Raw genomic sequence first — 13,723 nt, forward strand, 5'->3', positions numbered from 1 at the left:
CCAGGCTGTCTCCGCACCCGGCACACACCTGCGGAAGATGCCGGATCACCACGTCCGGACCCGCGAAGCGTTCCAGGGTGACACCATCCTGGCCTGTCGGCCGGCCCGGACCCCGGCCCGAACGTCCTCGCAGCGACTTCGGTGCCGGCCTAGCCAGCCCGTCCGACGAGGGAGGCCGCGACGAGTTCGACGACGACTGCTTCAACCGGGCCTCGAGATCCGCGATCCGGGCGAAAGCCTGCTCCAGCAAGGCAGTCAACTCCGCGACCTTCACCACCAACTCGTCATACGACGGCGACGGCGGGGCGGACACGGTTGATCAACTTACCAGCCTCCACAACAGACAGCCGAACCGCCTGACCCACCTATCCAGTTACTCGGTGGCATGGTTCGCCGGCGGCGGGGTCGGGGTGAACATCTTCTTCGTCCTGTCCGGCTTCTTGATCACTTCGCTGCTGCTCACCGAGCGTGAGAAGACGGGCGGGGTGCGCCTCGGCATGTTCTACATGCGTCGTGTGCTGCGCCTTTACCCGGCGCTGGCCGCGATGCTCCTGTTCACGCTGATCATCGGCGGCGGGGCCGTCACCTCCGCGCTGATCGCCGGGACCTACACGAAGAATCTGTTCATGCTCTTCGGGCTGAATCCGGTCTCGCCGTACGGGCACACCTGGTCGCTCGCGCTGGAGGAGCAGTTCTACCTCATCTGGCCATTGCTGCTCCCATTGTTCGTGCGCGCCGGCCGCCGCGCGGCGGTCGCCCTGCTGACCGTTCTCGCCATTGCTTCGGCAATGTGGGCGCAGCTGGCCGTCACGACGGTTATCAAGAATGGCGACATCACCGTTGCGGTATTCAATCCGCTGTGGCAGGCACACGGCCTTCTCATCGGGTGCGCGCTCGCCTTCGTCATCCGGCACCGGTCGGTGCCCCGGGCGGGCCTGCTGTCCACCCTCGGGCTGGCCGGTTGCCTCGCCGTCGCGGTGGCCGCCTCGATCACCGTCGACCACCACTGGGCCGCCGACTGGAACCTGCTGTCCGAGTTCGCCGCCGCGGCCCTCATCGCTGGCATGCGCGACCAGGCGACCGGCCTGATCCGGGTGTTCACGTGGCGCCCGGTGGTGTGGCTCGGCGAGCGGTCGTACGCCATCTACCTGTGGCACCTGCCGCTGATCACGGTCGCGCCCGAGCACGGGTACGGCAAGCCCGGCATCCTCGCCGCCTGGGTGCTGACGGTGGTCGCCGCCGCTCTGTCGTGGCGGTTCGTCGAGAAGCCGTTCCTGCGCCTCAAGAAGCGCTTCGAGCCCACCCGGCAACCGCGCCCACCCCGCCGGTCCTGGTCAACGAGGCGCCCGCCTGAGGCCCTGCGGACAACGCTCGCGTGACCGGCAGGAGCGGGGCGGGCCGCCCGGGGCCCGCCCCGCCGCTTCTTACCCCCTGGTGCAGGTCGTACCGTTCACGGTGAACGTCGTCGGGGCGGTGTTGGCGCCGGTGTAGGTGCCGTTGAAGCCGATGCTCGTGGAGCCGCCGGCCGGCACCGCGCCGTTGTAGGAGAGGCTGGCCGCGGTCACCTGGGCGCCGGACTGGGTCCAGGTCGCCGACCAGCCCTGGCTGACCTTCTGGTTGCCCGGGAACGCGAAGCCGAGGGTCCACGAGCTCCAGGCCGTGCCGCCGGTGTTGGCGATCGCGACGGTGCCGGTGAAGCCGCTGCCCCAGTCGTTGCTGCTGTAGGTGACCCGGCAGCCGGTCCCGGTGGGTGTGGGCGTCGGGCTGGTCGTGGGCGATGTCGTCGGCGTCGGGCTGGTCGTGGGCGACGTCGTCGGCGACGGGCTGGGAGTCGGCGACGAGGTGGTCGGCGACGGGGACGGTGACGAGGCGCCGGGCTCCTGACCCCAGATCAGCTTGCCGGCCTCGTAGAGCGGGACGTTCTTGTTGATCGCGGTTCCGGCCAGGTAGGACGGGTCGTTCGCGGGGTCCCAGGTGCCGCCGTCGGCGACGCCGACCTTGAACTGCACCTCCATCCGGTAGGCGGACTGCCCCGACGGCGTGATCGGGTAACCGGCGCAGTTCACCTCGACGTACCAGATGTCCCCGGACCATTGCCTGGCGGTGGACGGCGACGGGCAGCCCTGCGTGTAGCCCGGCGTCACGACCAGCGCGGCCGTGCCCTCGCGGCGGAAGAAGTACCGGTACGAGGAGCTGGTCAGCGCCCGCGCCGGGTACGCCGACTTGTTGTAGATCATCACCTTGAGGGCGGTGTCGCGTGGCTCGTTCTGCATCACCGTCGTCTCCACGGTGATCTCGTCCAGGTCCGGCGTCTCGGCCTGCGGGAAGCTCGCCAGGGGCGCGCCGCCGTACTCCTTGTAGAGCCGGGCCACCGCCGAAGTGAATCCCGCGTTGTAGTCGGTCGCGACCTCGTTCATCACGTAGTCACTGCGTACGTCCTGATAGGCGTCATCGGGCGAGGACGGGCCGCCTACCAGGGCGCCGTACAGCACATGACGCGTCTCGGTGGGAACGGTCATGTTGTCCCACCACGAGCCGTGCGCCGTACGGTGATGGGGGTTCTTGGGGGAATTGGCGCCGAAGCCGATGAGGTAGCTGGACTGGCGCGGATTGTCCCCGAGGGCGTAGTTGATCTGCCGGACCGCGAAGTCGTGGTAGCGGGTCTTGCGGGTCGCGTCGGAGGTCTTGTCGCTGTAGACGAGGGCCACGAACGCCGTGTTGGCCGCGTAGCGCAGCGAGCCCCAGCTGTCGAGCACCGCCTCGCCGCCCGGCGAGTAGCGCACCTTCTCGCCGTTGACGCCGACGGTCCACCAGTCGAGCCAGCGGTTGGCGTCGTCGATGTACTTCTGCTTGCCGGTCAGGTTCGCCAGCAGCACGTACGCCCCGAACTGCTTGTTGTCCCAGGCGATCGTCCACTTGTAGGAGTGGGTGGTGGTCTGCGGCTCGGTGCCGAGCGCGTCGTAGGAAGCTTCCGCCTTGGCCAGATACGTGGCGTCGTTGGTGGCCCGGTACAGCCAGATCGCGCCCCAGATGAGCTCGTCCTGGTATCCGCTCCACGACTTGTAGAAGCTCTGGGCATCGGTGATGCAGTCGCTGTACGCCTTCCGCACCGTGTCCGCGAACGTGTAGAGCTGCTTCGCGTGGGTGAGCAGCTTGTCGGCGTACGCGGCATCGGTGGGCCGGAAGACGATGGAGCTCGCGGCCATCGCCGCGGCCGTCTCCCCCGCCAGGTCCGAGCCTCCGCAGGAGGCGTCGATCTTGTACGCGGGCCGCGCCATCGGCATCACCTCGGCCGGGCCCCACCACTTGTGGTCGTCGTCGCCCTTGCCGATCTGCCCGTAAAGGACGTTCGCCGAGGGGTGCGCCTTGATGAAGTAGTCGTTGGGCACCCGCAGGTTGTTCAAGAACGCGGTCAACTGCCCCGAGCTCGTGTACGCGTCGCGGTAGTCGACCGCGCCCCAGGCCAGCATGGTGGTCGCGAACGCCATCGGGAAGCCGAACTTCACGTGATCGCCGGCGTCGAACCAGCCGCCGGTGAGGTCGAGCCCGACGTCGGAGCCGTCGTTCATGGCCGCGTCGCCGCGCCAGGAGACCTGGCTCCACGAGGGCTTCTTGCCGGCGATCTGGGCCTGGTAGAAGAACATCGACTTCTGCAGCGCCTCGCCGTAGTTGTAGGCGCCGGCGGCCTGCGCCGGACGGCCGGCGAAGGCAAACAGTCCGGTCGCGACCAGGACGAGAGCGAGCAGCACACGGCGCATGGGTAGCCCCTTGGGGATAGAGGTGGGAGCGCTCCCATACATTCAACATTCTCGTTACGTGTTTGTGAAGCGTGATCTTCGGGGAAGTCCGGGTTGTCCCGAAAACGAGGAGGTCCGATGAGTGCCGTCAGCAATCCGGCCACCGTCGAGGAGTGCCTGCGGGTAGGCGCCGGCTTCAGCCAGGGCGACCGCACCTGGATCGCCGAGCAGTGCGCCACCCTCGACGCCCGGCTGGCCTCATTCCACGCCGACGCGACCGAGTTGGAGATCTCGGTGAAGGACCGCGCCGCCCGCGGTCAGAAGGTCACCCTCGAATGCTGGGTGGGCGGGCAGGACAAGATCGTCACCACGTCGGGCGAGGAGGACCTGCACGCCGCCGTGATGGACGTCCGCGACGACCTGCGCCGGCGGCTCAACGACGCGAAGACCCGCCAGGAGCCGCGCGGCAACAAGCACCTGCCGGGCCCGGAAAGGGGCCAGCCGGAGAAGGGTCAGTAGGAGTGCGCCGACTGCCAGTGTGACCAGGCGCCGCAGGGGGTCTTGTACTTGCCCTTGACGTAGCCGAGGCCCCACTTGATCTGGGTGGCCGGGTTGGTCTTCCAGTCGGCCGCGACCGAGGACATCTTGCTGCCCGGGAAGGCCTGCGGAATCCCGTACGCGCCGTTGGGGTTGGCGGCCCGGTGGTTCCAGCCGCTCTCCTTGTTGAACAGGCTGTTCAGGCAGGGGAACTGGTCGATCGCGAAGCCGGCGTCGAGCATCAGCGCGCAGCCGGTGGCGCGGTTGCCGACGAACTCCTTGCAGGAGGTGGGAATCGGCCCCTTGTACGGGACGGTGGCGTTGTCCTTCTTCGCCTTGTCCTCGGCCTTCTTCGCGGTCACCCGCTGGGCGAGGGCGTGCGCCTTGCCGGCCGCGCTCTTCGCCTCGGCGGCCGCCTTGCCGGCCGCCTCGGTCTCGGCTTCGCGCTGCCAGGCCCGGGCGGCGACGTGAGCGTTCTGCCGGGCCTTCAACAGCTGCATCTCGTCGGCCTCGGCCTGCAGCGAAAGGTCGGACGCGCCGCTCGCGCGCAGCGGCTCGACGTGCCGTCCCTTGCCGAGTTGGACGCCACCGGCCGCGCCGGCCACGAGCAGGACGACGGCGGCGACGCGGACGCCGGCACGACTCCAGTGCCGATTCACGAGGGTGATCCCTTCGCCGGGGGGCGATTGCGCGGCGCTCGGAGAAAACGCCGCCCGGGGATCTTAGCGGGCGCCCGGTGCGCGGCTGCCGATCTGGGGTTCGGCAGCCGCATTCCAGCCCCCGTTGGGATCCACCGTCGCTGATGCCGCCCGCCGAATCGCTTGTGGGATTCTTGTGGCCGACGCTGTGGGGGGCGATGTGATCGAGTTCCGGCTGCTGGGTCCGATCGAGGTGCGCGCCGGCGACCGGCTGATCGACGCCGGTCAGCCGCGGCAGCGGGCGGTGCTGGCCGTGCTCGCCGCCGACGCCGGGCGGGCCGTGCCGGTCGAGACGGTCATCGACCGGGTCTGGGGCGACAATCCGCCCCGCGCCGCCCGGGCCTCGCTGCAGGCCCACGTCACCCGCATCCGGCAGGCGCTCGGCGAGGTGCCGCTCACGTTCGCGGCCGGCTGCTACACCCTCGAGACCGACCCGCTCAGCGTCGACCTGCACGTGCTGCGCCACCTGACGGCGCAGGCCCGCGACCCGCAGGCCGGCGACCCGGCCCGGCTGCGGCTGCTACGGCAGGCGGTCCGGCTGTGGCGCGGCGAGCCCCTGGCCGGGCTGCGCGGGCAGTGGGTGGCGCAGTGCCGGCAGGCCTGGGGGCAGGAGCGCCTGGCCGCGGCCGAAGCGTGGGGCGAAGCCGAGCTGCGGGCCGGCGACCCGGCGGCGGCCGTCACGGTGCTCGGCGACCTGGCCGCCGAGCACCCGCTGACCGAGTCCGTGGCCGCGGTGCTCATGAGGTCGCTGGCGGCGGCCGGGCGCCCGGCCGAGGCGCTCGCCCACTACGAGGCCGTGCGCCGCCGGCTGGTCGAGGAGCTGGGCGCCGACCCGAGCCCCGAGCTCCAGGCCGTGCACAGGTCGATCCTGCGCGGGCCCGATCCGGTCGCCGGGCCCGCACAGCTCCCGGCCGACGTCTTCGGCTTCACCGGGCGGGCCGGCCAGCTCGCCCAGCTCGAGAGCGCGGCGCCCCTGTTCGTCGTCTCGGGCATGGCGGGTGTCGGCAAGAGCGCGCTCGCCGTCCACTGGGCGCACGCGGTGGCCGGCCGCTTCCCGGACGGCCAGCTCTACGTGAACCTGCGCGGCTTCGACCCGGCCGGCCGGGTGATGGACCCCGCCGACGCGGTCCGCGGCTTCCTCGACGCGCTCGGCGTGGCCCGCGACAAGGTCCCGTCGGGGCTGGACGCGCAGGCAGCGCTCTACCGCAGCGTGCTGGCCGGCAAGCGGATCCTGGTGCTGCTCGACAACGCCCGCGACGCCGAGCACGTGCGCCCGCTGTTGCCCGCGACGGCCGGGGCGGTGGCGGTGGTGACCTCGCGCAACCGGCTCACCGGGCTGCTCGCCGCCGAGGGCGCCCGGCCGGTCGCGCTCGACGTGCTCGGCGACGAAGAGGCCCGCGACCTGCTCGCCCGGCGGCTCGGCGCCGATCGCACGGCCGCCGAGCCGGACGCGGTCGAGGAGATCGTCGCGGCCTGCGCGCGGCTGCCGCTCGCGCTCGCCATCACCGCCGCCCGCGCCCAGCAGAGCGACTTCCCGCTGAGCCGGTTCGCGGCCGAGCTGCGCGAGTCGGGGGTCGACGCGCTCGACACCGGCGACCCGGGACTCCAGGTGCGGGCGGTGTTCGACCGCTCGTACGCTGCGCTGAGCGAGCCCGCCGCCCGGGTCTTCCGCCTGCTCGGCTCGCACCCGGGGCCCGACATCGGCGTCGCCGCGGCGGCGGCGCTGGCCGCCGGCCCGGTGACGAGGGCACTGGCCGAACTGACCAACGCCAACCTGCTCACCGAGCACCTCCCGGGTCGCTACGTCCTCCACGACCTGCTGCGGGCCTACGCGGCCGGTCTCCCCGAAGACCGGGGCCCGGCCGTCCAGCGGCTGCTCGCCCACTACGCGCACACCGCGCACGCCGCCGACCGGCTGCTCTACCCGGCGCGGGACCCGATGGAGATACCGCTGGGCGAGGGAACGCCGGCCCCGCTGGCCGGGCATCAGGCGGCGATGGACTGGCTCACCGCCGAGCACCTCGTGCTGCTCGCGGCGGCGCGCTACGCCGCCGGCAACGGCCACGACGCGTACGCGTGGCAGCTGGCCTGGGCCCTCGACACGTTCCTGTTCCGGCGGGGCCTGTGGCACGAGCAGGTTCCGCTCTGGTCGGTGGCGGCGGAGGCCGCCGAGCGGCTCGGCGACCTCACCGCGCGGGCCGTCGCGTACCGCAGCGTCGGGCGCACCCTCATCGCGTTCGGCCGCCACGACGAGGCCCGCGCGCAGCTGGGAAAGGCGGCCGAGCTCTACGAGCGGACCGGCAACGCGGCCGGGCAGGGATTCATCCACAACACGCTCGGCTACCTGCTCGGCTCGCAGGACGACTACGGCGCGGCGCTCGAGCACAGCGCGCAGGCCCTCGCGCTCTACCGCGAGGCGGACAGCCCGCGCGGGCAGGCGATCGCCCTGAGCCAGTTCGGCTGGTACAACGACATGCTCGGCAACTACGAGGAGGCGATCGTCCACTGCCGGGAAGCGCTCGCCCTGCACCGGCAGGTCGGCGACCGGCGCGGCGAGGCCGACGTGCTCGACAGCCTCGGCTACGCCCACCACCACCTCGGGCGGCACGAGGAGGCGGCCGCAAGCTACCGGCAGGCCATCGACCTCGTACGGGATCTGGGCGACCGGTACGCGCAGGCGCAGATCCTCGTGCACCTCGGTGAGACGGGCGAGACGTCGGGCGACCTCGGCGCGGCTCGCGGGGCGTGGGCTGAGGCCGTACGCATCCTGAAGGAGCTGAACCACCCGGACGAGCGCGACGTGCGGGCTCTGCTTGCCCGGAGCGAAGGCCGGACCGAAGGAGGCCGGACCGAAGGCTCGAGCCGACTGTGAAGCAACAGCATCCCTCATCGGCAGCAATCTGATGTGCTCTCCGAGGGCGACTTTTCGTAACCCTAAGGTTGCACCCACGTGACACGCGCAAGAGGCAGCATCGTGGCCACCGGATGGGCTGACGTGACGTGAATCCCAGCCGGCTTGACACGGAGAGGAGAGGTCGGATGCACGTGCGTTTCCGGCAGCCCGGCGCCCGCGCGACCATGATCGCGATAGCCGCCGCCGTCGTCCTGTCCGCCGCGGGCTGCGGTGGCGGGTCGTCGAGCAATGACACCAACAACAGCGCGAGCGGCCAGTCCGGGCAGCTCACGCTGCGTATCGCATATAACCCGAACGCCACGAACACCACGATCGTGGTGGCGGACCAGCAGGGCTTCTTCAAGAAGAACGGCCTGGACGTCAAGCTCACCGCCACGCAGAACTCGGCGGCGCTGATCCCCGCGATCGGCAAGCAGTTCGACCTGATCACGGTGACTCCGCCGTCGCTGCTCCAGGCGGCGGCGCAGGGGCTCAAGCCGATCCTGGTCTCCGGCCAGAACGTCGAGAACCACACGGACAAGCGCAACAGCTACATGATCGGCGGGCCGGGAATCACCTCGCTCGCCGCGCTCAAGGGAAAGACGATCGGCGTGCCGGGCCTGAGCGGCAACCTGTACGAGGGCGCGGTCATCCTGCTCGACAAGGCGGGCCTCAAGAAGACCGACGTGAAGTTCCTCCAGGTGCCGTTCGCCGACATGGCGGGCGGGATCAAGACCGGCACCATCCAGGCCGCGGTGACCATCTTCCCGTTCGGCAACGTGCTGCTGGGCCAGGGCGGCACCGACCTGGGCAGCCCGACCGACCTGAGCGGCACGGGGTCCGACGCGCTGTCCGCGGGCTGGCTCGGCTACGCGCCGTGGGCCGAGAAGAACAAGGCGGCCATCGACGCGTTCGACAAGTCCCAGGACGAAGCGCTGGCCTGGATGAAGGCGAACGACGCGGCGGCCAAGCAGGTCCTGGTCGCCGAGTTCAAGCTGCCCGACGCGGTCGCCCAGAAGTACCCCATCACCCAGTTCGTCGATTTCGAGGCCAAGCCGGAGTACCTCGAGCCCTGGATCGAGCCGATGAAGAAGGTCGGTGATCTGCCGGCGACCTTCACCACCCCGGCGAGCGAGCTGGTCTACCAGGACTGATTTCCCCCGAGCGCCGGCGGCCGGTCGTCCCGGCCGCCGGTTCGGCAACTACGGAGCGAGACATGAGCGAACGTCTGACGGCGGATGACGTCGTCTTCGAACTGCGTGACGTGTGCGTCAAGCTTCCGGCTGGTCCCACCGGACGCGACATCCTGCGTCAGGTCGACGCGAAGGTCCACGCCGGGGAGATCATCGGAATCATCGGGCCGTCCGGGACCGGCAAGACCACGCTGCTGCGCGTTCTCAGCGGGCTGCAACTGCCGACCACCGGCAGCAGCCTGCTCGGCGGCCAACCGGTCAGCGGCCCCTCCCGGGACGCGGTCACCGTGTTCCAGGACTACAACACGGCGCTGCTGCCGTGGCGGACCGTGGCCAAGAACGTCGCGCTGCCCCTCGAGGGCCGGGTGGGCAAGGCCGAGCGCAAGGAGCGCGTGCACAAGGCGCTCGAGATCGTCGGTCTCGCCGACCGGGGCGGCGAGTACCCGTGGCGCCTGTCGGGCGGCATGCAGCAGCGGGTGCAGATCGCCCGCGCGCTCGTCGTCGAGCCCAAGGTGCTGCTGATGGACGAGCCGTTCGGCGCGCTCGACGCGATCACCAAGGGCGCCCTGCACGACCAGCTCATGGACGTGCAGGCACAGACCGGACAGACGATCATCTTCATCACCCACGACGTCGACGAGGCCGTCTACCTCGCCGACCGGGTGCTGGTCATCCACGGGACGCCGGGTTCGATCGTGCACGAGGTCACCACGAAGCTGCCGCGGCCGCGCGACCAGATCGCCACCCGCGATCTGCCCCGCTTCCACGAGGTCCGGCACGAGCTCGCCGAGGTGCTGCGCCATGGCAAATCTGCTTGAGCGCGGCGGTCGGGCGGTCAACTGGTCCGGCATCGCGGTCATCGTCGCTCTGCTCGTCGCCTGGCAGCTGCTCGGCAGCTCGACGCTTCCCACGCCGGTCGACATCTGGCACGGCTTCCAGGATCTGATCGGCCCCGACGGCGGGCTCGCAGACGCGCTCCTGCACACGGTGCAGATGGTGTTCATGGCGTGGGTCATCGGCGCCGGCGCCGGATTGGTCCTGGGCCTGTTGCTGGCGCTCAACCCGACCGTCGCGTCGTGGGGCTACGCGACCGTGGACATGCTGCGGTCGCTGCCGGTGGTGGCGCTGATCCCGATCGCGATCCTGGTCTGGGGCACCGGCGACATGACCGAGGTCATCCTCGGCGCGTACGCGGCGCTCTGGCCCATGCTCATCAACACGGCCGGCGGCGTACGCGGTGTGACGCCCCGCCTGCGCGACGTGGCCCGCACGCTGCAGCTCTCCCGCACCGCCACGCTCTTCAAGATCGTGCTCCCGGCGACCGGCTCGTCGATCCTGGTCGGCGCCCGCCTGTCGCTGGCCACCGCGCTGGTCGTCTGCGTGGTCAGCGAGATGCTCGGCCTGCAGAGCGGCGTCGGCAACCAGCTGGTCCTCGAGCAGAGCGGCATGCAGCCGGCCCGCATGTGGGTCTACGTGCTCCTCGTCGGCGTGCTCGGCCTGATCATCAACGCCGGGCTGATCCGGACGTTCCGCGTCCTGTTCCCGGGCGTCGCCGCCGTCGCGGAAAGGAGCAGCAAATGAGCCTGCGTACGCTGCGGGGCCTGATCCCGATCGCGCTGGTCATCGTGCTGTGGCAGCTGTTCGGCAACCAGGACTCGATCACCACGCCGCCCCCGTCGGCGTGGTGGACATCCTTCCAGCAGATCGAGCAGAGCGGGGCGCTGTGGCCCGCGCTGGCGACCAGCCTCAAGCTCTTCGTACTGGGGCTGCTGATCGCGACGGTGCTCGGCGTGCTGCTGGGCGCGGCGCTCGGCTCCTCGCGGCGGCTCAGCCGCGCGCTGAACCCGCTGTTCGAGTTCATCCGCGCCACGCCCGCCGCCGCGATCGTCCCGGCCGCGCTCGTGCTGTTCCAGGCGAACAGCAAGACCGAGATCGGCATCATCGTGTACGGGTCGATCTGGCCCATCCTGCTGAACACGGCGGCGGCCCGTGCCGCGGTGCCGTCGATGCGCCTGGAGATGGCCCGTTGCCTGCGGCTGAGCGCCTGGGACCGGCTGCGCAAGGTGGTGCTGCCGTCGCTGCTGCCCGAGATCGTGGTCGGCATCCGGGTGGCGGTGCCGGTGTGCCTGATCGTGACGTTGCTGGTCGACTTCCTGGTGGCGACCGGTGGGATGGGCTATCTGCTGGTGCAATACCAGCAGAGCTTCCAGGTGTCGAGCGCGTTCGCCCTGCTGGCCACGATCGGCGTGGTCGGCGTCCTGCTCAACCTCGTCATCGGCATGGCCGAGAAGGCTATCCTGCGGCGCAGGCCGGCCTAGGTTCCCGGTTGTCGCGAAAGCCCCCGCCGGTCGGCGGGGGCTTTCTTCCGGTCCTACACGCTTCCGGTCCTACACGCTTCCGGTCCTACACGCTGATGACGGTCTTGCCGCGCGTGTGCCGGGTCTTCACGGCGGCCAGCGCCTGCGCCACGTCGGTCAGCGGGCGGACCTGCTGGATCGGCACGCGCAGCGTGCCGGCGCCGGCCAGGCGGGCGAGCTCGTCGAGCAGGCCGCGGTCCGGGGCCGCGGCGCCGCCGGCTCGTCGAAGGAGTTGAGGATCAGTCCCGTCGCCCGCATCAGATCTCGTTGCCCCAGTAGTAACGGCAGACCATCTCGACCAGCTGGAGCTTGAGCTTCTGCTGCTCGGCGGTCATCAGCGGCGCGGCGGCCGACGGCGCGAAGCCGGAGTTCGGCGCGAACGCCACGTCGTCGAGCGAGCGCCGGTCGGCCACCTCGTCGGCGAGCGCCAGCAGTTGGTCCATCGGCTCGGCCCCGGGCGCCGAGACGTCGACGATGCCGAAGCTCACCGCGATCCCGGCCGGGATGTCGTCGAACGGCAGCCGCCGGGCGGGGTCGCTCGGGAAGTCCACGCCGAGCCGGTGGAACGGCGTCCCCGCGATCAGCCGGTCGAGCGCCGCCTCGTCGTAGCCGCTGCCGGTGGTGGGGAGCGGGCCGTGGTCGGTGAGGTCGAGGCCCACCCGGAACTGCTGGGGCGCGTCGAGCCCGCTGAGCGCGGCCCGGTCGGCGCTCACCACCGCGTCGAGCAGCGCGTCGGCGTCCTTCACCTGCGCCCGGCCGTCGACCGTGAGCAGCGGGACGAGCAGCGGGTTGCCCAGGGCGACGTACGCGACGCCCTGCGCGGCCAGCGCCGCGACCTCGGCCCGGATGATCGCCGCGAGTTGTTCGCCGACGCGGGCCACGGTCGCCGGGTCGGCGGACGGGTCGCTGAGCAGCGCCAGGTGCCCCGGCGACGGCAGCGTCACGAACACCGGCCGATCCACCGTGCTGAGCAGCGGCGCGACCTCGTGCTCGGCGAGCCGCCCCTTCGCCGCGAGCGCCCCGGCGACACCGCGCCGGCGCTCGCGGCCGATGCCCGCCAGCGTGGCGATCGGGTGGTCGCCGCTCGCGTACTCGAACCCGTCGACGTGGTCGTAGACGACGGACTCGAAGTGCTCCCGCCGGAACTGCCCGTCGCTGATCGCCGACACGGTGAGCCGCCGCTGCTCGTGCGCGGTGGCGACGGCCGCTTCCTCCTCGGCCGCCGCGATGGCCTGCGCGTCCCCCGCGGCCCGCGCGGCGAGAAGCTCGGCCGGCCGGACCAGGCTGCCGTGATGGTCGATGTGGTACTGAAAATCGTCAGCCATGCCATTTTCTCCCGGCTGGATCGAAACCCTCGATCCCGCCGACGCTATGGCAAAGCCTGGCGCCTAGATACGCACTCGCCTGCATCCTATGGTGAACACCCGGCGGGTGCTGCTCTCCGGCCCGGCCGACCGGCCGCCACCCGCGGTCAGGGTTTCCGCCCGACGCCGCACACCACGTCGAGCGGCTCGGCGTCGCCCGGCGCCGGCCGCCACAGCGGCGCCGAAGTTACTCCCGGTTCGACCATCGCGAGGCCGTCGAAGAACCGGCTGAACTCGGCGTGGCTGCGCAGAAGATAGGGCGGATTCGCCTGCTCGTTCCAGATCTTCTCGGCCTCGCCGTGCTCGGCGCTGTGCGAGCCGTCCAGCGCGATGAAGTAGCTTCCCGGTGCGAGGGCGGCCAGGTATTCGCGCACCATGCGCAGGGCGACGTCGTCGTCGGTGACGTGGCCGAGGATGCCCGACATGATCAGCGCGACCGGCTGGGCGAGATCGAGCGTCTCGGCCGCTCTCGCCAGCACGACCGCCGACTCCCGGCCGTCGGCGTCGACGTACTGCGTCACCCCGGCCGGATCGCTGGTCAGGAGCTGCCGGGCGTGCACGAGCACCAGCGGGTCGTTGTCGACGTAGACGATGCGCGACGAGGGCGCGATGCGCTGGGCGACCTCATGGGTGTTGTCGGCGGTCGGCAGCCCGGTGCCCACGTCGAGGAACTGGCGGACGCCGGCCTCGGTCACCCACGACACCGCGCGGACCAGGAAGGCGCGCGACGCCCGGGCGTTGTCGACGATCTGTGGAAAGGCCTGCCGGATCTGGTCGCCCACCTGCCGGTCGACCGGGAAGTTGTCGGTGCCGCCCAGCCAGTAGTTCCAGATGCGGGCGGTTTGTGGCACCCCGGAGTCCACCTCGTCGGCCATCGACGGTCACCTCACTCCACTGTGGCCGCCATTCTGGCACTCATCCGCAGCAGATGAAAGCGACCCCGG

Annotated in this window: 12 protein-coding genes and 1 pseudogene; 7 read left to right on the forward strand and 6 right to left on the reverse strand. The window is 70.9% G+C overall.

All coding sequences use genetic code 11. The features are described 5' to 3' along the window. Nucleotides 1-136: 136 nt before the first annotated feature. Nucleotides 137-232 (reverse strand): annotated as a pseudogene (locus tag ACIA5D_RS40980) (DUF6444 domain-containing protein); the annotation flags it as partial. A 148-nt stretch (nt 233-380) separates the two neighbouring features. Here ACIA5D_RS40980 and ACIA5D_RS40985 point away from each other — a divergent pair. Further along, on the forward strand, nt 381-1,379 hold the full coding sequence (locus ACIA5D_RS40985; RefSeq protein WP_396035943.1) for an acyltransferase family protein: 999 nt from the start codon (nt 381-383) through the stop codon (nt 1,377-1,379). Nucleotides 1,380-1,424: 45 nt separating this feature from the next. Here ACIA5D_RS40985 and ACIA5D_RS40990 read toward each other — a convergent pair whose 3' ends face one another. After that, complete coding sequence (locus ACIA5D_RS40990) at nt 1,425-3,758, reverse strand: glycoside hydrolase family 9 protein (RefSeq protein ID WP_396035944.1); 2,334 nt, start codon at nt 3,756-3,758, stop codon at nt 1,425-1,427. Between the two features lie 117 nt (nt 3,759-3,875). On the opposite strand from ACIA5D_RS40990, the gene ACIA5D_RS40995 reads away from it, so the two are divergent. Continuing rightward, complete coding sequence (locus tag ACIA5D_RS40995) at nt 3,876-4,256, forward strand: HPF/RaiA family ribosome-associated protein (RefSeq protein WP_396035945.1); 381 nt, start codon at nt 3,876-3,878, stop codon at nt 4,254-4,256. Here the strand turns inward: ACIA5D_RS40995 and ACIA5D_RS41000 are convergent. Next, entirely contained in the window at nt 4,250-4,933 is a 684-nt protein-coding gene (locus ACIA5D_RS41000; protein WP_396035946.1) for a transglycosylase SLT domain-containing protein, read from the reverse strand. The two genes, ACIA5D_RS40995 and ACIA5D_RS41000, sit on opposite strands and share 7 nt — an antisense overlap. 175 nt (nt 4,934-5,108) lie before the next feature. Here ACIA5D_RS41000 and ACIA5D_RS41005 point away from each other — a divergent pair, with 175 nt between their 5' ends. The 5 genes from ACIA5D_RS41005 to ACIA5D_RS41025 all read left to right on the forward strand — a co-directional run bounded on the left by ACIA5D_RS41005 (nt 5,109) and on the right by ACIA5D_RS41025 (nt 11,376). Then, nucleotides 5,109-7,844 (forward strand): BTAD domain-containing putative transcriptional regulator, encoded by a 2,736-nt coding sequence (locus tag ACIA5D_RS41005; RefSeq protein ID WP_396035947.1) that lies wholly within the window; start codon nt 5,109-5,111, stop codon nt 7,842-7,844. Between the two features lie 167 nt (nt 7,845-8,011). Beyond that, nucleotides 8,012-9,019, forward strand: a complete 1,008-nt coding sequence (locus ACIA5D_RS41010) for an ABC transporter substrate-binding protein (RefSeq protein ID WP_396035949.1) — start codon at nt 8,012-8,014, stop codon at nt 9,017-9,019. A 62-nt stretch (nt 9,020-9,081) separates the two neighbouring features. After that, the gene (locus tag ACIA5D_RS41015) at nt 9,082-9,876 is read left to right on the forward strand and encodes an ABC transporter ATP-binding protein (protein ID WP_396035950.1); all 795 of its coding nucleotides are present in this window, start codon (nt 9,082-9,084) and stop codon (nt 9,874-9,876) included. Further along, nucleotides 9,860-10,639, forward strand: a complete 780-nt coding sequence (locus ACIA5D_RS41020; protein ID WP_396035951.1) for an ABC transporter permease — start codon at nt 9,860-9,862, stop codon at nt 10,637-10,639. The genes ACIA5D_RS41015 and ACIA5D_RS41020 overlap by 17 nt, the downstream gene beginning before the upstream one ends. Beyond that, on the forward strand, nt 10,636-11,376 hold the full coding sequence (locus ACIA5D_RS41025; protein ID WP_396035953.1) for an ABC transporter permease: 741 nt from the start codon (nt 10,636-10,638) through the stop codon (nt 11,374-11,376). Before ACIA5D_RS41020 ends, ACIA5D_RS41025 begins: the two co-directional genes overlap by 4 nt. Before the next feature lie 85 nt (nt 11,377-11,461). Here ACIA5D_RS41025 and ACIA5D_RS41030 read toward each other — a convergent pair whose 3' ends face one another. The 3 genes from ACIA5D_RS41030 to ACIA5D_RS41040 form a co-directional block, all read right to left on the reverse strand. Then, the gene (locus ACIA5D_RS41030) at nt 11,462-11,605 is read right to left on the reverse strand and encodes a zinc-binding dehydrogenase (protein ID WP_396036066.1); all 144 of its coding nucleotides are present in this window, start codon (nt 11,603-11,605) and stop codon (nt 11,462-11,464) included. Between the two features lie 67 nt (nt 11,606-11,672). Beyond that, nucleotides 11,673-12,740, reverse strand: a complete 1,068-nt coding sequence (locus tag ACIA5D_RS41035) for a hypothetical protein (protein ID WP_396035954.1) — start codon at nt 12,738-12,740, stop codon at nt 11,673-11,675. 146 nt (nt 12,741-12,886) lie between these two features. Next, nucleotides 12,887-13,654, reverse strand: a complete 768-nt coding sequence (locus tag ACIA5D_RS41040; protein WP_396035955.1) for an SAM-dependent methyltransferase — start codon at nt 13,652-13,654, stop codon at nt 12,887-12,889. Nucleotides 13,655-13,723 lie beyond the last annotated feature (69 nt).

Source organism: Actinoplanes sp. NPDC051513, from assembly GCF_044454685.1.
Classification (GTDB): domain Bacteria; phylum Actinomycetota; class Actinomycetes; order Mycobacteriales; family Micromonosporaceae; genus Actinoplanes.